Source organism: Deinococcus gobiensis I-0 (assembly GCF_000252445.1).
Lineage (GTDB): Bacteria > Deinococcota > Deinococci > Deinococcales > Deinococcaceae > Deinococcus > Deinococcus gobiensis.
The window spans coordinates 1,666,996-1,687,623 of sequence record NC_017790.1 but is presented as its reverse complement, the minus strand read 5'-3'; the positions used below and the strand labels follow the sequence as shown (position 1 = coordinate 1,687,623).

27 protein-coding genes are annotated in these 20,628 nt (G+C 71.9%); 11 read left to right on the top strand and 16 right to left on the bottom strand.

Annotated elements, in window-relative coordinates:
• Positions 1 to 5 precede the first annotated feature (5 nt).
• From DGO_RS07920 to DGO_RS07890, 7 genes are all read left to right on the top strand, one after another.
• Positions 6 to 1,175: a phosphoglycerate kinase gene (locus DGO_RS07920; protein ID WP_014684970.1), complete on the top strand. Its 1,170-nt coding sequence runs from the start codon at positions 6 to 8 to the stop codon at positions 1,173 to 1,175.
• The gene (gene tpiA / locus DGO_RS07915) at positions 1,172 to 1,903 is read left to right on the top strand and encodes a triose-phosphate isomerase (RefSeq protein ID WP_043801618.1); all 732 of its coding nucleotides are present in this window, start codon (positions 1,172 to 1,174) and stop codon (positions 1,901 to 1,903) included. The genes DGO_RS07920 and tpiA overlap by 4 nt, the downstream gene beginning before the upstream one ends.
• Before the next feature lie 182 nt (positions 1,904 to 2,085).
• Positions 2,086 to 2,715 (top strand): YggS family pyridoxal phosphate enzyme, encoded by a 630-nt coding sequence (locus DGO_RS07910; RefSeq protein ID WP_014684968.1) that lies wholly within the window; start codon positions 2,086 to 2,088, stop codon positions 2,713 to 2,715.
• The gene (locus DGO_RS07905) at positions 2,712 to 3,419 is read left to right on the top strand and encodes a DivIVA domain-containing protein (RefSeq protein ID WP_014684967.1); all 708 of its coding nucleotides are present in this window, start codon (positions 2,712 to 2,714) and stop codon (positions 3,417 to 3,419) included. Before DGO_RS07910 ends, DGO_RS07905 begins: the two co-directional genes overlap by 4 nt.
• Positions 3,420 to 3,509: 90 nt before the next feature.
• Complete coding sequence (locus tag DGO_RS07900; RefSeq protein WP_014684966.1) at positions 3,510 to 3,728, top strand: hypothetical protein; 219 nt, start codon at positions 3,510 to 3,512, stop codon at positions 3,726 to 3,728.
• Positions 3,718 to 3,969 (top strand): hypothetical protein, encoded by a 252-nt coding sequence (locus DGO_RS07895; RefSeq protein WP_043801614.1) that lies wholly within the window; start codon positions 3,718 to 3,720, stop codon positions 3,967 to 3,969. The genes DGO_RS07900 and DGO_RS07895 overlap by 11 nt, the downstream gene beginning before the upstream one ends.
• Positions 3,966 to 4,175 carry a hypothetical protein gene (locus DGO_RS07890; protein ID WP_014684964.1) on the top strand — a complete coding sequence of 70 codons (210 nt, stop codon included), beginning with the start codon at positions 3,966 to 3,968 and terminating at the stop codon, positions 4,173 to 4,175. The genes DGO_RS07895 and DGO_RS07890 overlap by 4 nt, the downstream gene beginning before the upstream one ends.
• Positions 4,176 to 4,226: 51 nt before the next feature.
• On the opposite strand, the gene DGO_RS21065 is transcribed toward DGO_RS07890, so the two are convergent.
• The 11 genes from DGO_RS21065 to DGO_RS07835 all read right to left on the bottom strand — a co-directional run bounded on the left by DGO_RS21065 (position 4,227) and on the right by DGO_RS07835 (position 14,875).
• Positions 4,227 to 6,041 carry a diguanylate cyclase gene (locus DGO_RS21065; protein WP_050920729.1) on the bottom strand — a complete coding sequence of 605 codons (1,815 nt, stop codon included), beginning with the start codon at positions 6,039 to 6,041 and terminating at the stop codon, positions 4,227 to 4,229.
• A gap of 68 nt (positions 6,042 to 6,109) precedes the next feature.
• Entirely contained in the window at positions 6,110 to 6,508 is a 399-nt protein-coding gene (locus DGO_RS07880; RefSeq protein ID WP_145975273.1) for an RlpA-like double-psi beta-barrel domain-containing protein, read from the bottom strand.
• 114 nt (positions 6,509 to 6,622) lie between these two features.
• The gene (locus DGO_RS07875) at positions 6,623 to 6,835 is read right to left on the bottom strand and encodes a hypothetical protein (RefSeq protein WP_043801609.1); all 213 of its coding nucleotides are present in this window, start codon (positions 6,833 to 6,835) and stop codon (positions 6,623 to 6,625) included.
• A gap of 137 nt (positions 6,836 to 6,972) precedes the next feature.
• Positions 6,973 to 8,232 carry a phosphoribosylamine--glycine ligase gene (purD, locus tag DGO_RS07870; RefSeq protein ID WP_014684960.1) on the bottom strand — a complete coding sequence of 420 codons (1,260 nt, stop codon included), beginning with the start codon at positions 8,230 to 8,232 and terminating at the stop codon, positions 6,973 to 6,975.
• Positions 8,232 to 9,158: an MBL fold metallo-hydrolase gene (locus tag DGO_RS07865; RefSeq protein WP_014684959.1), complete on the bottom strand. Its 927-nt coding sequence runs from the start codon at positions 9,156 to 9,158 to the stop codon at positions 8,232 to 8,234. Before DGO_RS07865 ends, purD begins: the two co-directional genes overlap by 1 nt.
• Positions 9,155 to 9,328, bottom strand: coding sequence for a hypothetical protein (locus DGO_RS23790; protein ID WP_014684958.1), 174 nt, complete (start codon positions 9,326 to 9,328; stop codon positions 9,155 to 9,157). Before DGO_RS23790 ends, DGO_RS07865 begins: the two co-directional genes overlap by 4 nt.
• A 46-nt stretch (positions 9,329 to 9,374) precedes the next feature.
• A complete protein-coding gene (locus DGO_RS07855; RefSeq protein ID WP_014684957.1) occupies positions 9,375 to 10,298 on the bottom strand; it encodes an alpha/beta hydrolase in 924 nt (307 codons plus the stop codon).
• Positions 10,299 to 10,410: 112 nt separating this feature from the next.
• The gene (locus DGO_RS07850; protein ID WP_043801602.1) at positions 10,411 to 12,105 is read right to left on the bottom strand and encodes a putative ABC transporter permease subunit; all 1,695 of its coding nucleotides are present in this window, start codon (positions 12,103 to 12,105) and stop codon (positions 10,411 to 10,413) included.
• The gene (locus DGO_RS07845; protein WP_014684955.1) at positions 12,102 to 12,875 is read right to left on the bottom strand and encodes an ABC transporter ATP-binding protein; all 774 of its coding nucleotides are present in this window, start codon (positions 12,873 to 12,875) and stop codon (positions 12,102 to 12,104) included. The genes DGO_RS07850 and DGO_RS07845 overlap by 4 nt, the downstream gene beginning before the upstream one ends.
• Before the next feature lie 123 nt (positions 12,876 to 12,998).
• Positions 12,999 to 13,718, bottom strand: a complete 720-nt coding sequence (locus tag DGO_RS07840) for a nucleotidyltransferase domain-containing protein (RefSeq protein WP_226991319.1) — start codon at positions 13,716 to 13,718, stop codon at positions 12,999 to 13,001.
• Positions 13,719 to 13,765: 47 nt separating this feature from the next.
• Positions 13,766 to 14,875, bottom strand: a complete 1,110-nt coding sequence (locus tag DGO_RS07835; RefSeq protein WP_014684953.1) for a prephenate dehydrogenase — start codon at positions 14,873 to 14,875, stop codon at positions 13,766 to 13,768.
• A 121-nt stretch (positions 14,876 to 14,996) separates the two neighbouring features.
• Here DGO_RS07835 and DGO_RS07830 point away from each other — a divergent pair, with 121 nt between their 5' ends.
• The 3 genes from DGO_RS07830 to DGO_RS07820 all read left to right on the top strand — a co-directional run bounded on the left by DGO_RS07830 (position 14,997) and on the right by DGO_RS07820 (position 16,703).
• Complete coding sequence (locus tag DGO_RS07830; RefSeq protein WP_014684952.1) at positions 14,997 to 15,749, top strand: TSUP family transporter; 753 nt, start codon at positions 14,997 to 14,999, stop codon at positions 15,747 to 15,749.
• A 97-nt stretch (positions 15,750 to 15,846) separates the two neighbouring features.
• On the top strand, positions 15,847 to 16,410 hold the full coding sequence (gene msrA, locus DGO_RS07825) for a peptide-methionine (S)-S-oxide reductase MsrA (RefSeq protein WP_014684951.1): 564 nt from the start codon (positions 15,847 to 15,849) through the stop codon (positions 16,408 to 16,410).
• Between the two features lie 14 nt (positions 16,411 to 16,424).
• The gene (locus tag DGO_RS07820; RefSeq protein ID WP_043801597.1) at positions 16,425 to 16,703 is read left to right on the top strand and encodes a hypothetical protein; all 279 of its coding nucleotides are present in this window, start codon (positions 16,425 to 16,427) and stop codon (positions 16,701 to 16,703) included.
• Positions 16,704 to 16,741: 38 nt separating this feature from the next.
• Here the strand turns inward: DGO_RS07820 and DGO_RS07815 are convergent, their stop codons facing one another.
• The 5 genes from DGO_RS07815 to DGO_RS07795 all read right to left on the bottom strand — a co-directional run bounded on the left by DGO_RS07815 (position 16,742) and on the right by DGO_RS07795 (position 19,805).
• Positions 16,742 to 17,494 carry a protein kinase domain-containing protein gene (locus DGO_RS07815; protein ID WP_014684949.1) on the bottom strand — a complete coding sequence of 251 codons (753 nt, stop codon included), beginning with the start codon at positions 17,492 to 17,494 and terminating at the stop codon, positions 16,742 to 16,744.
• A gap of 52 nt (positions 17,495 to 17,546) precedes the next feature.
• Positions 17,547 to 18,398: a lysine biosynthesis protein LysX gene (gene lysX, locus DGO_RS07810; RefSeq protein ID WP_014684948.1), complete on the bottom strand. Its 852-nt coding sequence runs from the start codon at positions 18,396 to 18,398 to the stop codon at positions 17,547 to 17,549.
• A 76-nt stretch (positions 18,399 to 18,474) separates the two neighbouring features.
• Complete coding sequence (gene lysW, locus DGO_RS07805) at positions 18,475 to 18,648, bottom strand: lysine biosynthesis protein LysW (protein ID WP_014684947.1); 174 nt, start codon at positions 18,646 to 18,648, stop codon at positions 18,475 to 18,477.
• Positions 18,649 to 18,714: 66 nt separating this feature from the next.
• Positions 18,715 to 19,071, bottom strand: a complete 357-nt coding sequence (locus tag DGO_RS07800) for a zinc finger, DHP-type (RefSeq protein ID WP_014684946.1) — start codon at positions 19,069 to 19,071, stop codon at positions 18,715 to 18,717.
• 41 nt (positions 19,072 to 19,112) lie between these two features.
• Positions 19,113 to 19,805: a Crp/Fnr family transcriptional regulator gene (locus tag DGO_RS07795; RefSeq protein ID WP_043801592.1), complete on the bottom strand. Its 693-nt coding sequence runs from the start codon at positions 19,803 to 19,805 to the stop codon at positions 19,113 to 19,115.
• Positions 19,806 to 19,886: 81 nt separating this feature from the next.
• Between DGO_RS07795 and DGO_RS07790 the strand changes: the two genes are divergently transcribed.
• The gene (locus tag DGO_RS07790) at positions 19,887 to 20,579 is read left to right on the top strand and encodes an ABC transporter ATP-binding protein (protein ID WP_043801588.1); all 693 of its coding nucleotides are present in this window, start codon (positions 19,887 to 19,889) and stop codon (positions 20,577 to 20,579) included.
• Positions 20,580 to 20,628 lie beyond the last annotated feature (49 nt).

Here is a 20,628-nt window from a genome sequence, read left to right as displayed (position 1 = left end):
AGAACATGCAGAATCTGAATACCCTGGACGTGCAGGGCAAGCGCGTGCTCGTGCGCGTGGACTACAACGTGCCTGTCAAGGGCGGCGTGGTGCAGGACACCACCCGCGTCACCGCCAGCCTGCCCACCATCCGTGCGCTTCAGGCGGCGGGCGCGCGCAACATCGTCCTCATGAGCCACTTCGGCCGCCCGAAGAACGGCCCCGAGGACAAATACTCGCTCGCGCCGGTCACGCCCGTGCTGCAAGAAGCCCTGGGCCAGCCCGTGACCTTCCTGCCGGGCCTGCCCGACAGCGACGAGACATTGAGCGCCGTGCAGGCGCTGCCCGAGGGCGCGGTCGCGCTGCTGGAAAACGTGCGTTTCGCGGCCGGTGAGGAGAAGAACGACGCCGGCCTGAGCAGCCGCTTCGCGCGCCTGGGCGACGCCTTCGTGCTCGACGCCTTCGGCAGCGCGCACCGGGCGCACTCGTCGGTCAGCGGCGTGGCCGCCGAGCTGCCCCACGCGGCCGGCACGCTGCTCCAGACGGAAGTGGACGCCCTGTCGCGCCTGCTGGAGAACCCCGAACGGCCCTACGTGGTCATCATCGGCGGGGCGAAGGTGAGCGACAAGCTCAAGGTGATCGAGAACCTGCTGCCCAAGGTCGACCGCATGCTCATCGGCGGCGGCATGGCCTACACCTTCATCAAGGCGCAGGGCGGCAAGATCGGCAACAGCATCCACGAGGACGACCAGCTGGGCCTCGCCGAGCGCCTGCTGGCCGAGTACGGCGACAAGCTGATGCTCCCGACCGACGTGGTGGCCGCCGACCGCTTCGCGGAGGACGCGCAGACGCAGGTCGTGGCAGCCAACGCCATCCCCGAAGGCTGGGAAGGCCTGGACGCCGGTCCCGAGACGCGCCGCGCCTACGCCGACGCGCTGCGCGGCGCCAAGACAGTGTTCTGGAACGGGCCGCTGGGCGTGTTCGAGTTCGCGGCCTTCGCGGGCGGCACGAACGCCATCGCCGAAGCCGTGGCGAACCTGCAAGGCGCCTACACGGTCATCGGCGGCGGCGACTCGGTGAGCGCCATCAACCAGAGCGGCCAGGGTGACCGGGTGTCGCACATCAGCACGGGGGGCGGCGCGAGCCTGGAACTCCTCGAAGGCAAGAAGCTGCCCGGCGTGGAGGCGATGCGATGAAAACCCTACTGGCCCTGAACTGGAAGATGAACAAGACCCCCTCCGAGGCCCGCGCCTGGGCCGAGGACCTCGCGGAGCGCCTCTCGCCCGGCGACGCCGAGCTGGCCGTGATGGCCCCGGCCATCGCCCTGCCCGCGCTGGCCGCGCACCTGCCGGCCGGCGTGTCGGTCGGCGCGCAGGACCTCTCGGCGCACGAGTCGGGCGCGTACACCGGCGAGATCAGCGCGGCGATGCTGGTGGACGTGGGCACGCGCTACGCGGTCGTGGGCCACAGCGAGCGCCGCGAGTACCACGGCGAGAGTGACGCCGTGGTCGCGGCCAAGGCCCGGCAGGCGCAGCAGAACGGCATCACGCCCATCGTGTGCGTGGGCGAGGGCCTGGACGTGCGCGAGCGCGGCGAGCAGGTGCCCTACACCCTCACGCAGCTCGCGGGCAGCCTGGAAGGCGTGGGCGAGGACGTGGTCGTGGCCTACGAGCCTGTGTGGGCCATCGGCACCGGCAAGACCGCCACGGCCGACGACGCCGAGGAACTCGCCTCGGCCATCCGGGAGGCGCTGCGTGAGCGCTACGGCAACGCTGCCGAGGAAGTGCGCGTGCTGTACGGCGGCAGCGTGAAGCCCGACAACATCGCCGCCATCTGCGCCAAGCCGAACGTGAACGGCGCGCTGGTCGGCGGCGCGAGCCTCAAGGTGCCCGACGTGCTGGGCATGAACGACGCCCTGAAGTAAGGTCTCCGCCTCTCCCCTCTACTGGGGAGAGAAAGAAGATAAACAAGTGAAAGTATTCACGATTAAACTAGATCGTGAATTTTGGGTTCTCTCTTTACGACATCCTGACTTGAGTCTCATCGTCACACGTTCCACAATGCCGGGGTGCAAGACGACGAGCGGAACACACGGGAGGAACGCGGATGAGCCTGCCGGACGTTCTGGCGGGCATCCGGGAGGCCGAGCGCGCGGCGGGCCGCCCGGAAGGCAGTGCGCGGCTGGTCGCGGTGACAAAGGGGCAGCCGGTGGACGTGATCCGGTCGGACATTCTGGCGCATGGCACGTTTCCGCTGGCCGAGGGCCGCGCCCAGGAACTGCGTGACAAGGCCCGCGAGCTGCCGGAGGCCGAGTGGCACTTTCTGGGCGCGCTGCAACGCAACAAGGTCAAGTACCTGCGGCCCGTGTCGCTGGTCCACGCCCTAGAGGCGACCTGGCAGGCCGAGGCCATCGCCGAGGCGGCGCAGGGCTGGGGCCACGCGCCCGACGTGCTGCTCCAGATGCAGAACGGCGAACCGCAGAAGCACGGCGTGGAGCCGGAGGACCTGGCACGCGTGCTGGGCGAGGTGCGGGCCACCGGCCTGAACGTGCGCGGGCTGATGGTGATGGCCCCCTACGACCAGCCGGAGGCGGCCGAGGCGCTGTTCCGGGACACCGCGCGCCGGGCGCACGACCTGGGCCTGAGCGAACTGAGCATGGGCATGAGCGACGACTATCCGCTGGCGATTGCGGCCGGCGCGACCCTGGTGCGGGTCGGAAGGAGCCTCTTCACATGAAATATTCTCCGCTGGACATTGCCCACCAGACCTTTCGCGGCCGACTTCTGGGGTACGACAAGGCCGCCGTCCATACCTTCCTGAACGAAGCCGGCTCGCAGCTCGAAGACCTGCTGCGCGAGGCCCAGCACCAGCAGGAGACGGTCGCCCGCCTGGAACAGGAGCTGACCGAGAAGCGCGCGGCCGAGGACGAACTGCGCCGCGCCATCGTGTCGGCCGAGCGCATCGCCCACGAGATGCGCGACAACGCCGTGCGTGAGAGCGAACTGCTGGTCACGCAGGCGCAGGCCCAGGCCGGGGAACTGCGCCGCGAGCAGGAAGTGCGCGCCGCGCAGTTCGAGGCCGAGCACCAGGAACGGGTGACCGCGCTGGAAATCGCCTTCCGCGAGCGCTTCGCGGCGCTGGAACGCGAGGAGAACGAGCGGGCACGCCAGCGCGAGCGCGAGCACGCCGAGCGCACGGCCCACCTGGAGGCGCAGTACAGTGCCCGCGCACTGGAGCTCGCCACCCGCAACACGGCCGCGCGCCAGGAATACGCGCAGTTCATCAGCGGCTACCGCGCGCTGGTGGGGTCCTTCGCCGACCTCAGCCGCCGCCACCGCCTGCCCGACGAGACGCCGCCGCTGGACCTCGACCTCTCCTCCCCGGCCGGCGAGGAGAGTGCCCCGCCGCCCGAAGGCCCGCGCGAACAGGCACAGGCGTAGCGCGAGGCCCAAGCCCCGGTCAAGACTCGGCCAAGTTCCGGGGAAGGCGCTTCTCACGCCGGGGCCGGGGTCGGGGCGGCAGCATGGGGCATGACCAGGAACGGAGACCAGCTCAACGAGAACATGCTCGTGCCCCAGCCGGACGACACGACCGAGGTCGAGGACGGCCAGGAAAACGCCATGAACATGAAGCCGGGACGCGGCGCCCGCCAGGAACCCGGCGCCGCCCCCAGCGACGAGTACGTGGAGGGGCATGTGGCCCGCGACGCCGAGCCGAACGTTCCCGATGTGACCGGCGATGACCGCTGAGGGCGCTTTCGACATGAAGCTCGGGGAGGGCAGCGAGCCTGCCGCCTACGTGACGTTGCCCAGTGGCGAGCGTGGGGTGAAGGTGCGCGGAGTGGCCTTCCCCATGACCGAAGACGCGGCCGGCCGGAGCTTGAGCGGCAACAGCGACGACCAGCGCCGCGTTCTGGATGAGTTGCGCCGCGATTACCGCCTGACCAGTGAAGCCCCCACACTCGCCTTCGAGACCGGGGAGCGGGCATGAAGATCAGTGCGGACATGCCGCTCAAACCGATCATGGACCGCATGGGGGCGCAGGGCACCAGCCTCGCCGAAGCGGAGGCCATGCGTGCCGTCCTGGCCCGGGACCACGCCGGGAAGGACGTGACGGCCGTACCGGAGGACCAGTGGCTCGCCGCGCTGGGTCAGATGGAACTGGTCAAAGACACCGGCAACGAAGGGATGCGTTAGCGCGGAGGTCATCTGCTGCGGCCCTCGCTATATACGCGAGGGCCGCGCCGTTCAGGCACGGGCCAGGGCCACATCGGCCGTCGGGGGACGGCATACACGGTTACGGCCACTGCGCTTGGCGAGGTAGAGGGCCTCGTCGGCCACACGGGTCAGGGTGGCCGGGGTGCCGTGTTCGGCCAGTTCGGCGACCCCCAGCGACAGGGTGATCTGCCCCAGCGGCGTGCCGGCGTGGGTCAGGGTCCAGCCGGCCACCTGGGCGCGCAGGGTCTCGGCCAGGGTCTCGGCCAGGTCCAGGGACATCCCGGGCAGTATCACGGTGAATTCCTCGCCGCCGGGGCGGGTCGCCAGGCCATGCTGGGCCGTCAGATCCCGCAGGGCAATCCCCATGCGGACGAGCACCGCGTCTCCCGCGTCGTGGCCGAAGGTGTCGTTCAGGCGCTTGAAATGGTCCACGTCCAGGGCGATCAGACTCAGGGGCTGAGCGGTGCTGTGGGCCAGCGCGACGGCCTGCACGAGCTGTTCCTCGAGGTGGCGGCGATTGAACAGGCCCGTCAGCGGGTCGCGGATGGTCTGCTGCCGCAGCCGCTCCTGAAGCCGCAGCCCCGCGAGCGCGAGCGACAGCTGCCGCGTCAGCGCGGGCAGTGTCTGCTGGGCGGCGGCCGGTAGAGCCTCACCTTCCTGCGGGGAGAGTTGCAGCGTGCCGAGCGTCTCGCCGTGCGAAAACAGCGGAATGCAGCTGAAGCAGGGCGCGTCGGCTCCGCTGAGGCAGGGGGGCGCGAAACTCGGTTCGCCGCCGCGCCGGGTTTCCCCGCGCCGCAGTGCCCAGCAGCCCTCGGCGGGCTGATAGCTGGCCTCCAGGCCACCCCAGCTCACCAGCGGCAGCAGCAGGTTGCGCGAGGCGTTGTGCAGCTTGAGGACCCCCCGCGTGCCGGGCAGCAGTGTGGGCAGGGCGCGGCTCAGCACGTCCGCGCCTTCCTCCAAGCTGCGCGCGGCCTGCATCCAGTCGCTCAGTTCACCCAGCCAGGTCATGTCGGCGTTGCGGCGGGCCAGCGCCTCGGCGCGGCGCGCGGCCTCCTCGCGGGCCTCTTCCAGCTGCCCACTCATGGTGTTGAAGGCCCCGGCCACCTGTTGCAGGTCGCGCACCCCCCGCAGCGGCAGCCGCACGCCCCGCGCCCCCTGCGCGATGTCGCCGGCCGCCCGCGAGAGCCGGCCCAGCGCGCGGGTCAGCCACTGCGAGAGGGTCAGGGTCAGCGCGACACTGGCCAGCAGCACGAACAGGCCCAGCCCCAGCAGCATCCAGCGCAGGCGGCGCAGTTGCAGGGCCGCCGCCGTCTCGGCCGCGCGCAGCCGCGCCGTCTGGTCGCTGCCGTAGGCGTCCACCTCGGTCCGGATGGCGTCCACGATCCTCTTGCCGCGCCCGCTGGCGACGATGGCCTGCGCCGCGCCGGGCTGGGTGCGCCGCAGGTTGATCTCCGGCTGCGCGATCTCCTGCTGCCAGCGGGTCGCCAGCGCGCCGATCCGGTCGATCCGGGCCAGCGAGCGCCGGTCCTCCGGGGTCAGGCCCGCCGGATTCCGGGCCACCTGGGCACGCAGGTCACCCAGAATGCCGGGCAGGGCCGCCTGGGCCGTGCGGTAGCCGCCCAGGTACTCGTCGCGCCCCACGATCACGAATCCGCGCAGGCTGGCCTCCATGTCCAGCACCTGCCGGAAGGCCGAGGCGAGTTGCGACGACTGCGCGCGGGTCCGGTTGACCTGTTCGGTGTCGGCCACGCGCGCGTTCAGGGTCAGGTTGAGCAGCGCGAACGACAACAGCAGAATCAGCCAGAAGGGGACCTGCGAAAGCAGAAGAAGGCGGCGCAAAGACATGTGCCGCCCACCTTAGACGGTGAAAAACCGCAGGTTCCTTACAGCTGCCGCCCCCCCCGCGTGGTGGCTCAGCCCCGGTAGGGCCGTCCGGGACGCAGCACGGTCAGCTTGCCGCTCGTGACGCCCAGCGCCCGCGCCCGCGACACCCCGCTGACCAGAATGTCGGCGGTGCGGCGATACCGCACGTTCATGGTGTCGTTCACGACGTACACGTGGCTCTTGCCCCGAACCGTGACCCGCACGCGCGCGCCGCAGCCCACCTGACGTAGCAGGTCACGGCTCAGCGCGATCTGGCCCTTGCGGGTGGGGCCGCAGGCGGAGATGTGCGGGGTGCTGTCGGTCTGGGCCCGCACCGCGTTGTAATGACTGACCCGCTTGAGGGTATAGGTCTTGGGCCCGGCCGCCTGGACCTGAGGAAACGCGGGGGGCAGCAGCACGACCAACAGGCCAAGGACGATGGCTCTCACGCCGGCACAGTACCGGAGAGCCACCAACAGGACCGTGACGGGAGCGCCGGTCTCCCGAGATAGACCTTTGCTCAAGGAGAGCCTACGGAGTTCAGGGGCAGATGAAACGGCGCCTCAGCGCCAGCGCAGTTCCCAGTCGGCGGCCTGACTGTGGCGGCTGGCGCGGACCTGCCGGCCGTCGGCCAGCTGCCAGATCTCGACCTCCTCGGCCGACTGCCAGAACCAGCGGGGGGGCTTGGTGTAGCGGTCGATACGCCGCGCGGGCTGCGCCTGTTCGCCGGGCAACTCGACCCGGGGCTCTTCATTCGCTGTGAAGACGAGTCTCATCTGACCAGTGTGAAGCAAAGCGGTCAGGATTTTGTGAACCGCGCCACGAGTCTGCGTCGCCGGCAGGAGAAACGCGCCGCCTGTCCGTGAAAAGCGGAACAGATGGCACGTTTCCCGGCTGGCGACCGGACTTCGGCTCAGGGTTGGGCCGGGTCCTCGGGCCCTTCCAGACCCAGGCGGAAGCCGATGTCGCGGCGGTACTGCGCCTCCGGAAAGCCGATGCGGCGCACGAGGGCGTAGCTGCGGGCCAGGGCCTCGGGGAGGGTGGGGGCCGTGGCGGTCACGGCGAGCACGCGCCCACCGCTGCTCACGAGCTGACCGTCCTGTTCGGCAGTGCCCGCATGGTAGATGAGGTCGCCCTGGTCAGGCTCGGGCAGCTCCAGGGGAATGCCCTTACGCGGTTCGGCGGGATAGCCGGGCGCGGCGAGGACGACCACGGCACTTGCGCCCCCTCGAAAGCGGACATTGGCCGGGTCGAGCTGGCCCCGCGCGGCGTCCAGCGCGTGCTGCGCGAGGTCGCTCTCCAGCAGGGGCAGCACGGCCTCGGCCTCGGGATCGCCGAAACGGGCGTTGAACTCGACGACCTTGGGCCCGGCCGGCGTGAGCATGAGCCCGGCGTACAGCACGCCCCGGAAGGGCTCGCCGTCGGCGCGCATGCCGGCCAGGGTGCGCTCGACGATCTCGCGGCGGATCACGTCCAGCTGCCCGGCGCTCAGGGGAAAGGGGCAGATCACGCCCATGCCGCCGGTCATGGGGCCGGTGTCGCCCTCGAAGATGGTCTTGTGGTCCTGGCTGGGCGGGGTCAGGGCGTAGCGCTCGCCGTCGCACAGGGCCAGCACGCTGACCTCCTGGCCGGTCATGAAGTCCTCGACGACCGCCTGGGCCTGCGGCTGCGTGAAGATGTCGCGCAGCGCCGCCTCGGCCTCGGCGCGCGTATAGGCGATGGTCACGCCCTTGCCGGCGCGCAGGCCCGCGTCCTTGACGACGGTCGGGAAGCTCAGGCCGTTCAGGTGCGCGAGCGCCGCCTCAAGTGCCGCGAACGAGTGGTGCGCGGCCGTGGGCACGCCATGGCGCACCATGAAGGCCTTGCTCCAGGCCTTGTCGCCCTCCAGGCGGCTGGCGGCCTGCGTGGGGCCGAAGGCGGGCACGCCCCGCGCCGCGCAGGCGTCCACCACCCCGGCGGCGAGGTAGGCCTCCGGGCCGACGACGACCACGTCGGCCGCCTCGCGCACGGCGAGGTCGGCCAGGGCGGCAGGGTCCTGTGGGCCGGAGAGGATGCGGGCCAGCCGCGCGATGCCGGGATTGCCGGGCGTACACAGCACCTCGTGGCCGTGCCGGACGCAGGCGTCCACGATGGCGTGCTCGCGGCCACCGCCGCCGATGACGAGAACGCGCATTATTCTCCCCTCCCCTGCGCCTCGGCGCCGCTGCGGGCCGCGCGACGGGTCCAGTAGCGCGCCAGCCCCTGCACGCTCATCCAGGGCGGGCAGGCGAATTCGTAGCGGTCCGGGAGGCCGGGGTCCTCGGCCGCGAGGTCTTCGAGCAGTTGCTCAGTGAACTCGGCCGCGAGGCGCTCGGGGCTGTGGCCGGCGTCCAGGCCCGCCTTCACGCGCCCGGCGTCGGTGTCCAGGGTGGCGAGCAGGCCGTCCCAGTGGGCCGCCGACTGCGGGTACGCGCCGAAGTGGGCGAGGTGCAGGGTACGGGCGTCGAGACCGCGCAGGGTCTGCACACTCGCTCGCCACGCCTCCAGGTCGATGTCGGGCGGCGGCGTGGGGGCGCGGGGTGTCTGGCGCTCCGAGAGGCGGATGCCGCCCACGTCGCCCACGAACACGTCGTCGCCCGCCACGTAGGCGAGGTGGTGGACCGCGTGGCCGGGCGTGTACAGGGCGCGCAGTTCGAGGTCGCCCGCGCGCCAGTGCTCGCCGCCCGAGAGGACCTTCAGGCGGTCGGGGTCTACCGGCAGGAACTCGCCCCACAGGCGCTCCATCTGGTCGCCGTAGATCTGGGCGGCGCTGGCGAGCAGCCGCTCGGGGCGGGCGAGGTGCGCCGCGCCGCGCTCGTGCACGTAGGCGCGGGCGCGGGGCACGCGCGACAGCACGGTGCCGGCCGCGCCCGCGTGGTCGAGGTGCACGTGCGTGAGCAGGACGTGGCGCACGTCGCGCAGCGAGGCCCCCAGGCTGTCCAGGCCGGCTTCCAGGGCACCGAGCGTGCTGCCGGGGCCGGTGTCCACGAGGGCGAGGCCGTCGCCGGTATCGAAGACGTAGGCCGCGATCACGCCGGGCACGTCCTGGAAGTGCAGGTCGAGCAGGGAGACGCCGCTCACGCCTTGCCCAGCGCCCGCGCGCCCGCGAGCAGGGCCGCCGCCACGTACTGCACGGCGGCGAAGGCCCGGATGGTGCCCACGTTGGCGGCCGTTTTCAGCGGCCCCAGCGAGAGCGCGAGAATGAGGGTCGCGCTGAAGAGAATGGCGACCACCACGAGCCAGAGAATCATGCGGCCCAGCATACCGGCCCCGCGTGGGGGTCGGGGCGCGGCGCGTCTAGGAACGCAGCCGCTGGCCCAGCCACGCCCCGGCCCGGTCGATCAGGGCGGCGGCGGCGGGCACCAGGGCCGTCATGTTGGCGAAGCCGTGGATCAGGCCGGGGCCGGCGAGTTCCTCGACGTGGTTGCCCGCTGCGCGCAGGGCCTGGGCGTAGGCCACGCCCTCGTCGTGCAGGGGGTCGAACTCGGCGGTCAGGATCAGGGCGGGCGGCAGGTCACGCAGCTCGGCCAGAATCGGCGAGACGTGCGGGTGCGAGAGGTGCGCGGGGTCGGTGATGTACGCCCGGCCGAACATCGCCATCATGTCGCGGGTCAGGAAGTAGCCCTCGGCGTTGGCGCGGCGCGACCCGGACTCGTTCAGGAGGTCGGCCGGCGGGTAGATCAGGAGCTGGGCCTGGGGGGCGGGGCCGCCCTCGTCGCGGGCGCGCAGGGTCACGGCGATGCTCAGGCCCGCTCCCGCGCTGTCGCCCGCCACCGCCAGACGCGCGGGATCGGCGCCCAGCTCGGCCGCGTGCGAGGCCGCCCACAGGTAGGCCGCGTAGGCGTCGTCCACCGGGGCCGGAAAGGGGTATTCGGGGGCGAGGCGGTACTCGACGCTCAGGACCGCGACCGTGCCCGAGGCGCACAGCTCGCGGCACAGGCCGTCATGGCTGGCGATGTCGCCCAGCACGAAGCCGCCGCCGTGAAAGAACACCGCCAGCGGCCAGCCCGCCGCCGGGGCCTCGCCCGCCGGGGTGTACAGGCGCGCGGGCAGCTCGGAGGCGGGGCCGGGCAGGCTCAGGTCGCGCACGGGGCCGACCGTGACCGGGCGCGTGGGCATGGCCGAGACGCTCCGGCCCGCGCGCATCTGCTCGATGCTGGTGGGCACGGGCATCCCCGCGAGTTGATTCAGGAGGACCTGGACAGTGGGATCGAGCGGCATGGATGACCTCGGGCTGAAGACGGGAGCGCGGAGGGGGCGGCATCTGCTCAGGCAGTGCCGGAAGGCGGGTGAGACGCGGGGAGTATACGCCCGGCCTGCGGCGGCACCGCGCCTATTCCAGCCGGTCGAGCCGCGTCCAGCCCAGGCGCAGGCTCAGGACGGTGCCCAGCCCGGTCGCCAGCGCGAGGCCCGCCAGGCCCAGCACCCCCTCGGGCGTGCCCAGGGCCGCGTAACCGGGGTAGAGGTCGGGGCGCAGGACGCTGGCGGTCGCGGGCCGGGCGAGCAGCAGCAGGCACAGCACCGAATAGGCCAGCGACAGACCCATGAAGGCCAGCCCGCCGGGGCTGACGCCGATCTCGCTGGGGTTGTCGGCCGTGAAGCGCGGCGCGGCGGCCCCCAGCCCCACCCCCAGCGCCGTGATGACGAAGGCGTTGCTGACCGACACGAGCACGCTCAGGAGCAGCAGCGTGGGGGCCAGGGCCATGCTCAGGGCGCTGGCGACCCCCATGACCAGGCCCAGCACGAGCGTGACCGGCAGCACGCCCAGGAACTTGCTGAGCACCAGTTGCCGGGGGCTGAGCGGCGCGGTGCGCAGCAGCCAGTACGCGCGGCCCTCCTGCGACACGGCCGGAAAGGCGAGGCGCACCGCCACCCCCGCCACGATGAAGCCCTGGAAGGCGAGCTGGATGTACCCGAGGATGCCCCGGAACTGCGGCACCGGCACGGGCACGGCCCGCACGCTCACGAGGTACACGCCCGCCAGCGCTGCCACGATCAGGAGCTGGCTCCACTGCGTCGGGTCGCGCAGGGTCAGGCGCAGGTCCTTGTACGCGAGGGAGCCGCCGGGGCCCAGGCGGCCCAGCATGCGCTCGCCCCAGGAGGCCGGGCGGGACCGGGGGTCCAGTTTCGGGCGGCTGGAGTCCAGGGCCCGCGCCCAGCCCTCCTGGTAGGCGTGGGCCGCCAGGGCCGCCGCGCCCAGCAGCAGCCCGGCCGTGAGCAGGGCCAGCGGCAGCAGCGGCCAGGCAAGCGTGCCGTGCGCCGCCCCCCAGATGCCCTGCGCGGCCCACGAGGGCGGCAGGAAGGGACTGGTCGGGCCGGCGAACTGCCGCAGCAACGCTTCGAGCTTCTCGGGGTCCTGCGCGCGCTGCACGAGGACTTCGGGCCGCAGCGCGCGGATGGCGTACACCAGCCCCGCACTGATGAGGACCCCCAGCGCCGTGCTCACCTCGCGTACTCGGCCCACCGGGGCCACGCGCATGAGGAGCACGGCCAGCAGCGCCCCCAGCCCGACCGGCGCGGCGAAGGTCAGGAGGTCGGCGAGCACCATCACCGGGTAGGCCCACACCGGGGCGCGGAAGTACGCAGCGACCGTCAGGAGGAGCGGCAGGGTCAGGGCCACGGGCACGAGCGCCGCGTTCAGGAACGTCTCGAAGACCTTGAGGGCGAAGACGCGCCAGGTGCTGATCGGCCCCGTGAGCAGAAAATTCAGGTCGTCGCTGAGATAGAGCGTCTGGATGGCGGTGGTCGTGGCGCTGAAGGTCACGCCACTCGTCAGGGTGATCAGGCCGATCTCCAGCACGCGCCCGAACACGTTCAGGCCCAGGTCGCCGAAGCGGCCCAGGAAGCTCAGCGCCTGCCAGGTGCCCCAGACCTCGGCCCAGAGCAGAAGCGCGCCCAGCAGGGCCAGGAAAGCCAGCCCGGCACGCGGCGCGCGGCGCAGGGCGTGCCCCAGCGCGGTCGCCTTGAGGCGCAGCAGGCTGGGGGGGCGCGGGGGCGCGGCCGTGCGGGGCGCGGGCCGGACTGTCATCCGGCGGCCCCCTCACGCGCCCGCGTGGCCTCGGCCTGTTCCTCCTCCAGCAGCCGGAAGAAGATGCGCTCCAGGCTGTCGCCGTGCACGCCGCCCGCCTCGGTGCCGGTCTGGGCGCGCAGGTCGTCCAGGGTGCCCTCGCCCAGCACGCGGCCCCGGTCGAGAACCACCAGACGGTCGCACACGGCCTCGGCCAGCGGCAGCGAGTGGGTGGTGAGGAGCACTGTGCGGCCCCGGTCGGCGTGCCCCCGGAACAGTTCGCGCACCTGCCGCGCGGCGTGGGGGTCCAGGCCCACCATCGGCTCGTCCACGATCAGGACCGGCGGGTCGGGCAGCAGCGCGGCCACGATGGCGACCTTCTGGCGCATGCCGTGCGAGTAGGTTTCGAGCAGCTCGTTGCCGAAGTCGGTCAGGCGGAAGAACTCCAGCCAGCGGTCGATCCCGGAGGCGGCGTCCGGCACCCGGTAGAGGTCGCCCACGAAGCGCAGCAGCTCGCGCGCCGTGAGTTTGCCGTACAGGTAGGGCCGGTCGGGGATATACCCGAAGGCCGCCTTGGCGCGCACCGGCTCGCGCCACACGTCGAAGCCCTGCACGCGCACCGTGCCCGAGGTCGGGCGGGTCAGGCCCACGAGCGCGCGGATGGTGGTGGTCTTGCCCGCGCCGTTGCTGCCCAGCAGCCCGAACACCGCGCCCGGCCGCACCGTGAAACTCAGGTCGGCGACGGCCAGGTGGGTGCCGTAGCGCTTGCTGTAGTGGCTGACCTCGATCATGGCGCCCAGCGTAGGCGGCGGGTTCTGTCGGGGGTGTTACGGGGAAGCGTGTGGCTCGTCGCTTGTGGCTTGTGGAGCAAAAGGAGGGGCGGGCTGGCCGTCTGCTCTTTATTTATCTACACGCTACAGGCCGCCTGCCTCCTGCGGCTCGGGCGGCACCTCGCGGTAGGTGAGGTCGCCGGTCACACGCCGGACCAGCGTCTCGAAGGCGGCCTGCCGCGCCGCGAGGTCCGGGGCGACCAGAAGGGCGCGCAGCTCGGCGGCGAGGTCCGGGGCCCGCTCGCCCAGGTCGCGCGCCCAGTGCTCGCGCTTGACCCCCCACCAGCCGTGCCGGGCATACAGCAGCGGCATGAGCTGGCGCGAGAGCGCCGTCAGCACCGTCACGGCATGCACCGGGTCGCCCGCGTCGGCCTGCGCGCGGGCGTCCATCAGTTCCTCGATCAGGGCGAAGCGTTCGGCCTCGGTCGGCAGGCGCGGCGCAGGGCCGGCGGCGTACCGCGCCCGCGCCTCGGCACACAGGGCGTCCAGCTCAGGGTGGGGCAGCGCGGGCCGCCCCTGGGCGAACATGGCGACGGTGGCGGCGTCCCCGGCAGCCAGCAGCGCGCGGATCTGGCGGGCCGGGTTGTGGAAGACCTCGACCGGCACGCCCCGCACCGTGAAGTTGCTGCGCCAGCGCCGGTTGCCGCCCACCAGGGCGTGGAAATCCAGGTCGCTGTGGGCGGTCGCCTCGCCGCGCGCCGCCGAGCCGCACCACAGCGCCGCGTACACGCCGGAGGTCGCCCGGAGGCGCTCGAGCGCGGCGGGAAGGGCGGCTTCGAGGCGGGCCTGGGCGGGGTTGGGCATGGCGCAGGGTAACGGCTCTGTGCGGGCGGGCACCTGCGCCGGACGGCTCAGCCCCGGCCGCGCACCTCGAAGCCCTCGGCACGCAGAATCTCGGCGGCGCGGGAGACCTCCTCGGGCGATTCGAGGCCCAGGCGCAGCGCCCCGCCCTCCTCGCGGATGGCCAGCACCTCGATGTCCTTGATGTTCACGCCCGACGCCCCGAGCGCCTGCGTCACCGCGCCGATCTGGTTGGGCTGGTCGGGCACCGCCACCACGAGATCGTGCTTGGGGGGCAGCAGGCTGCGCTTGACCACCGGCAGGCTGTCGCGGGTGCGCTTGCCCTCAGCGGCCGCCGCGAGCAACTCCTCGGGGTCGTCGAGGTCGGCCTCCAGGCGCTCGAGCTGCCGCCGGAAACGCGCCAGGGCCCCCCGCAGCGCCGCCTTGTTTTCGACGACCATGTCGCGGCTCATGCGCGGGTCGCCGCTCGCCACGCGGGTCAGGTCGCGGAAGCCCCCGGCGGCCAGCAGGCTCAGGCGCTCGTCGCGGGCGACCATGTGCGTCAGGGCGAGGCTGGCGAGGTACGGCAGGTGGCTGATGGTCGCCACGAGCGCGTCGTGCGCGTCGGGCGGCATGACCACCGGGGCGGCCCCCAGCGCCTCGACCAGGGTGCGCGCCCGGCTCAGGGCGGTCAGGGGGGTGTGGTCGCCCGGGGTCAGCACCCAGACGGCGTTTTCCAGCAGCGCGGCGCGGGCGTGCGTGACCCCGCCGCGCTCGCTGCCCGCCATCGGGTGCCCGGCGACGAACTGGCGCACGCCCAGCGCCTCCATCTCGGCGGTGATGCCCGACTTCACGCTGCCCACGTCGGTGACCAGGGCGGCCGGGCTCAGGAAGGGCGCGAGGTCGCGGGCCAGCGGCGAAAGGGTCCGCATGGGCGAGGCCAGGACCACGAGGTCGGCGGCGCGCAGCCACTCGCCGGGGCTGGTGCGGATCTCGTCCACCACGCCCAGCGCCTGGGCCTCGCGCAGCACCTCGGGGTTGGCGTCGTAGCCGATGACCCGCCGGGCCAGCAGCCGCTGACGCAGCCCCAGCGCCACGCTGCCCCCGATGAGTCCCACGCCCGCCACCACCGCCGTCTCGAAGGGAAAGGTCGCGGTGTCGGGCAGCGAGGCGGCACACATGGGGGCGAGGCTAGCACGGCCTTTTTGGGGGCGCGCGCGGCACGTTCAGACCAGGCGGGAACGGGAGCGGGCGTCCGGGCGGGCCGAACCCCCTTCCCCGGGGGGCTGCTACAGTCCGCAGGTGCCCGGCCCCGAAGTGCTGCTCTACGGTCTCCCCCTCGCCTTTCTGGCGGGCTTCATCGACGCGGTGGCGGGGGGCGGCGGCACCATCACGCTGCCCACGCTGCTGCTCATGGGCTTGAACCCCGCGCAGGTCGTGGCGACGAACAAGCTGCTCGCCATCTTCGGCTCGGGCAGCGCGACCGCGCAGTACTGGCGCAAGGGACATGTCGAGAAGGCGCTCGTGCTGCGGCTGGTTCCGCTGGCCCTGCTCGGCAGCGCGCTGGGGGCCTACCTCGTGCATTTCGTGTCGCCGGCCGCCTTCCAGACCCTGGTGGGCGTGGTCATCCTGGGCGTGGGGGTGCTGGTGCTCGCCAACAAGCGCTTCGGGCTGGAGGACCGCTACCCCGGCCTGACGGCGCGCACGCTGGCCCTCACGCTGCCGGGCGCACTGATCATCGGAATGTACGACGGCTTTCTCGGCCCCGGCACCGGCACCTTCCTGATGTTCCTGTTCGCGCTCGCGGGCTTCAATCTGGTGCGGTCAAGCGGCAACGCGCGCACCATCAACTTCGCCACGAACCTGGGCGCGTTCCTCTTTTTCCTCACGAGCGGGCAGATGGTGTGGTGGATCGGGCTGCCGATGGGCGTCGCCAACGCGCTGGGGGCCATGCTGGGGGCCCGCATGGCGATGCTGCGCGGCTCGGCCTTCGTGAAGTGGATGTACGGCGGGATCATCCTGCTGGTGGCGGCGCGACTCTTTTTCCTGCGCTGAGTGCGGACCGCTTCTCATCTTGACCTTGCTTTAACGCTTGATGCCGACCGTGGGCTGCGTTCCGCTGCACCTGGCCCGGACGCGCGAAAATGCCTCAATGACGAACGGAACGCAAGGCAAGGAACAGGCGATCTTCGCCGGGGGCTGCTTCTGGTGCACCGAGGCGGTTCTCAAGGACATCCAGGGGGTGGACAAGGTCGAGAGCGGCTACATAGGCGGCGACGTGCCCGACCCCACCTACCGCGCGGTGTGTGGCGGTGACACCGGCCACGCCGAGGCCGTGCGCGTGACCTTCGACCCCGCCCAGGTGAGCTACAAGGACCTGCTGGGCCTGTTCATGGCGACCCACGACCCGACCAGCCTCAACCGCCAGGGGGCCGACGTGGGCACGCAGTACCGCAGCGCCGTGTTCCCGCTGAGCGCCGAGCAGGAACGCGAGACCCGCGAGGTCTTCGCCGACCTGGGGGCACAGAACGTCTTCGACCGGCCCATCGTGACCACCATCGAGCCCGCGAGCGAGTTCTATGTGGCCGAGGACTACCACCAGGACTACTTCGCCAACAACCCGCGCCAGCCCTACTGCGCCGCCGTGATCGCCCCCAAGGTCGCCAAACTGCGCAAGTACTACGGCGACCGCCTCAAGGCCCACGCGCGCGCCTGAGCAGCCCGTCCGAGATGCGCCGTGTCCTCTGGCAGGTGACCGTGGAGGACGCGGCCTCTTTATGGACCGTGACCCTGGGGGTGACCCGGCAGGGGGAGGCGGCCCTCCTGGTGGGCCGGGACGACCGGCCGGCCCTGACCCTGCACGCCGGAACGGTCGAGGAAGTGCTGACCCTGGCGGCGGCGTCTCCCGACCTGCCCGCCGCGCCGGATCACGCGCTGCACGACGACCTCGACCTGCTGTTCGGCACGCTCCGGCCATGGGACCCCGCCCGACTGAGCCGGGCCGCCTGAGCCGCCGCCGCTGCCCTTCCGGAGCCGACTGTTCCGTCTCAGAGCGGTTTTTGCGCCAGCTCCAGCAGTTCGGCGCGCACGGCGGCGGCGTCCCGGGGGCGGGCACGGCGGTCGGGCCGCGTGAGCGAGCGCCACAGGGGCGTCAGGGGGTCGCGGGTCATGGGCGCGGCCTCGCCGGGCGTCAGCAGTTGCCCGTGGATGCCCCAGCCCAGCAGCACCCCCACACCGTACAGGTCGCTCTCGGGGCCCTGGGGATCGCCGCGCGCCGCCTCCGGACTCAGGAAGGCGCCCGTGCCGATACGGGTGGGCAGCGCCAGCGGTTCGTAGGCGCGGCCCGAGAGGTCGTAGTCGACCAGCTTGGCGGCCCCCTCCGGCTCCACGATGATGTTGTCGGGCTTGATGTCGCGGTGGACCAGCCCGCGCCCGTGCAAGTAGCCCAGGGCGTCGAGCAGGTGCGTCATCGTGAGCAAGAAGGCCTGGCGCTCGGCCAGGAGCGCCGGACGCGAGACGTAACGCTGAAAGAGGGTCTGCCCGCGCGCGTAGGTCAGGACCAGGGCGGGGCACTCCTCCAGCGCCGTGCGGGCCAGCACCGGGGCGAGGCGGGAATGGGTCAGGCCGACCCCGTGGGCGTACTCGCGGTCGGCGAAGGGGGCGAGGTAGTCGGGAAACACCTTCACCGAGCGCGGCTGGCCCTCGCGGTCGACGGCGAAATACACGGCGCTGTGCGAGCCGCGCCCCAGCAGGCGAACGAGCCGCACACCGTCTCCGATCACGCTTCCGGCAACTGCCATGCGACTCACAATCTAGCCCATGTGGGCCGCATGGGGGCCTCGCCTGCGCGGGTCAGCCCAGCAGGCTCAGGGCGTACTCGCCCATGCGGCGCGGGATGTCCACGCCGGTGGTCGCCACACTGTTCTTGAATTCCATGGTGTGGTTGATCTCGATGACGAGTAGGCCGCGCCGCGGGTCCTCGACGAGGTCGATGGCGACGATCTGCCCCTGCACGGCCGCCGCCGAGCGCAGCGCGAGGTCGGCCAGTTCGGGCGTGACCTCGCAGTTGCTCGCCTTGCCGCCGCGCGCCGTGTTGGTGATCCAGTGGCCCGAGGTGCGGTAGATCGCCCCGATGCACTCCCCGCCCACCACGAAGGCGCGGATGTCGCGCTCGGGCTTGTCGATCAGCTCCTGCACGTAGAAGACGCCGTGCTGCGGTCCGCCCAGCACCTCCTTGTGCTCGATGACGGCCTCGGCGGCGTCGCGGTCGTTGAGCTTGCTCACCATGCGGCCCCAGCTGCCGACGGTCGGCTTGAGGACCACCGGGTAGCCCATCTCCTCGATGAGTTCCAGCGCCGCGCCGCTGTCGAAGGCGACCCCGGTGCGCGGCGTGGGCAGCCCGGCCGCCGCGAGACGCGCGTTGGTGGCGAGCTTGTCGCCGCACAGCTCGATGACGTGCGAGGGGTTGACGACCTGCACACCGAAGGCTTCGAGGGCGCGCGTCACGGCGTGCCCGCGCGTCTGGCTCACGCAGCGTTCGATGGCGACGCGCCAGGGCACCTGGGCACGCCCGGCCTCGTCGAAGGTCACCTTGAGCTGCGGCGTGTACACCTTGTCGTAGGGCACGCCCAGCCCGTCGAGGGCCTCGAAGAGCATCTTCTCGTCGGGGCGGATGCGGTCGTACAGAACAGCGAGATCGGCCATGGCGTCTCCGGGACGGCTCAGGGTGAGGGGGCGGCGCAGGGCGTCTCCGCCGCTGGCCGCCCCCCCACGTCCCGAGTCACTCGCCCCAGTCCTCCGCTTCCTGCGGGGCGGCTTCTAGGCGGGGCGGGTCCACCGAGACGACTTCGTATTCCACGCCCGTATCTTCGTCGATGACCAGCTCGCCCAGCTCGGGGTTGGTCAGTTCGATGATGGCTCCGGTTTCGGGGTTTTCAAATTGAACAGTAGGCATCGTAATCTCCTTGCGTTTGATAGGTTAAACGCTGATTCTTTTTTCGTTTGATATTGCCTAGACAGCTCAGCGACCCGAGACGGAAGGCTCGGCAGGGTCCGGCTCGAATTCCAGCTCGATACGGGCGTGGCAGTGCGGACAGTCCACGAGGCTGACAGCCGCGCCGTCCGCGCTCTCGATCACCGGCGCGGCGCTGAGCAGGTCGTCGGTCACCTCGAACTCCTCACCGCAGTTGGGGCACTCGGTGAGGATGCCCAGCAGTTCGAGCTCGAAGTCCTCGCCCTCGCCGTTGCGGGTCACTTCCATTTCGGCGCTGCACGAGTCGCACACGATCACGTCGCCGGGGTTCAGTTCGGCGCGGTCCTCGGCGCTGAGCTCCAGCACCTCACCGCACACGGGGCAGTCGATTTCCAGAATAGCCATACCCCGATTCTACCGGGGAGCGGGGGAACGGCCGTCCCCGCCTAGTCGAGGTCGCCGGACTCCAGGGCGAGGCGGTCGAGCCTCTGGGGGTCGAGCAGGTGGATGGTGCCCCCCACCGTCCGCACCAGTTTCTGCTGCTCCAGGCGGCGCATGACGCGCGCGACCGTCTCGCGGCTGGCACTGATGCGGTTCATGATGTCCTGGGTGTTCAGGGGCAGAATCTGTGGCTGCGCGAGGCCCGCCCCCACCCGCTGGGTGTAGAGGCTGCTCAGCACGTGGGCCAGGGCCGTCTCGGTGTTCTGGCCCAGGGCGATCAGCTCGTCGTTGAGCAGGGTCACGCGCCGGGCCAGCAGGCGGGCGAGGTTCCACAGCACGCGCGGGTGCCGGCGCAGGATCTGGTCGAAGTGGTCGCGGTAGAGCATCAGGGCGGTCACGTCTTCCAGGGCGCGCACGGTGGCGCTGCGCTCACCGCCCTCCAGCACGGCCGTCTCACCGACGATGCCCGGCGCGTAGATGTCGCCCATCACGCGCTCGCGGCCCGAGACGCTCATGCGCGTGACCCGCACCGAGCCGTGCGTGAGCAGCAGCAGGGCGTCGCCGGGCACGTCCTGTTGCAGCAGCAGGTCGCCGCTGCGGAACTGGCGTTCGATGACCGCGCTGGCCGCGTCCTGGACCGCTTCGGGCTGGACGTCTTGAAAAAGGAGAGATTGGTGCAGGTCGTCCAGTCGGGACATCGGGGGCAGTGTAGCGCAAAAGGCTGTCCCACGCGACAGATTCGTCCGGAGCCGCCGCCGCCGCCAGACCCACCGGGTAACATGCCGCGCGTGAACCTCGCCGCACCTGCCGACCCTCCCGCCCTGCGGGGCGTTTCGCTGCGCCACGCCTTCGGAGAACGCGAGGTGCTGGGCGGGGTCACGCTGGAGGTCTGGCCCGGCGAGGTCGTGGCGGTCACGGGACCGTCCGGCAGCGGCAAGAGCACCCTGCTGCACCTGCTGGGCGGCCTCGACACCCCGCAGGGCGGTGAGGTGTACTGGGCGGGCGAACGCTGCGACCAGCTCGGCGTGCAGGAGCGGGCGTCGCGGCGGGCCGGGCGCATCGGGCTGGTGTTCCAGCACCACTATCTCCTCGAGGACCTGACCGTGCTGCAAAACCTCCTGATCCCGACGCAGCTCAGCGGGCGGGGGGGCACCGAGCGGGCGCGCGAACTGCTCGCGCGGGTGGGGCTGCTCGACCGCGCCGGCGCGCTGCCGGGCGTGCTGAGCGGCGGCGAGCGCCAGCGCGTGGCCGTGGCCCGCGCCCTGGCCGCGCAGCCCGCCGCCGTGCTGGCCGACGAACCGACCGGCAGCCTGGACCGCGCCGGGGCCGAGACGGTGGCCGGGCTGCTCGTGTCGCTGGCCCGCGAACAGGGCGCGGGCGTGCTGCTCGTCACCCACGACGACCGCCTCGCCGCGCGCGCCGACCGCACCCTGCACCTGCTCGACGGCCACCTCCAGGGGGGCGGCACCTGACCGGCTGTTCCCGTCCGGGTAGCGGGTTTCGCCGCGCCTAACCCCGTTT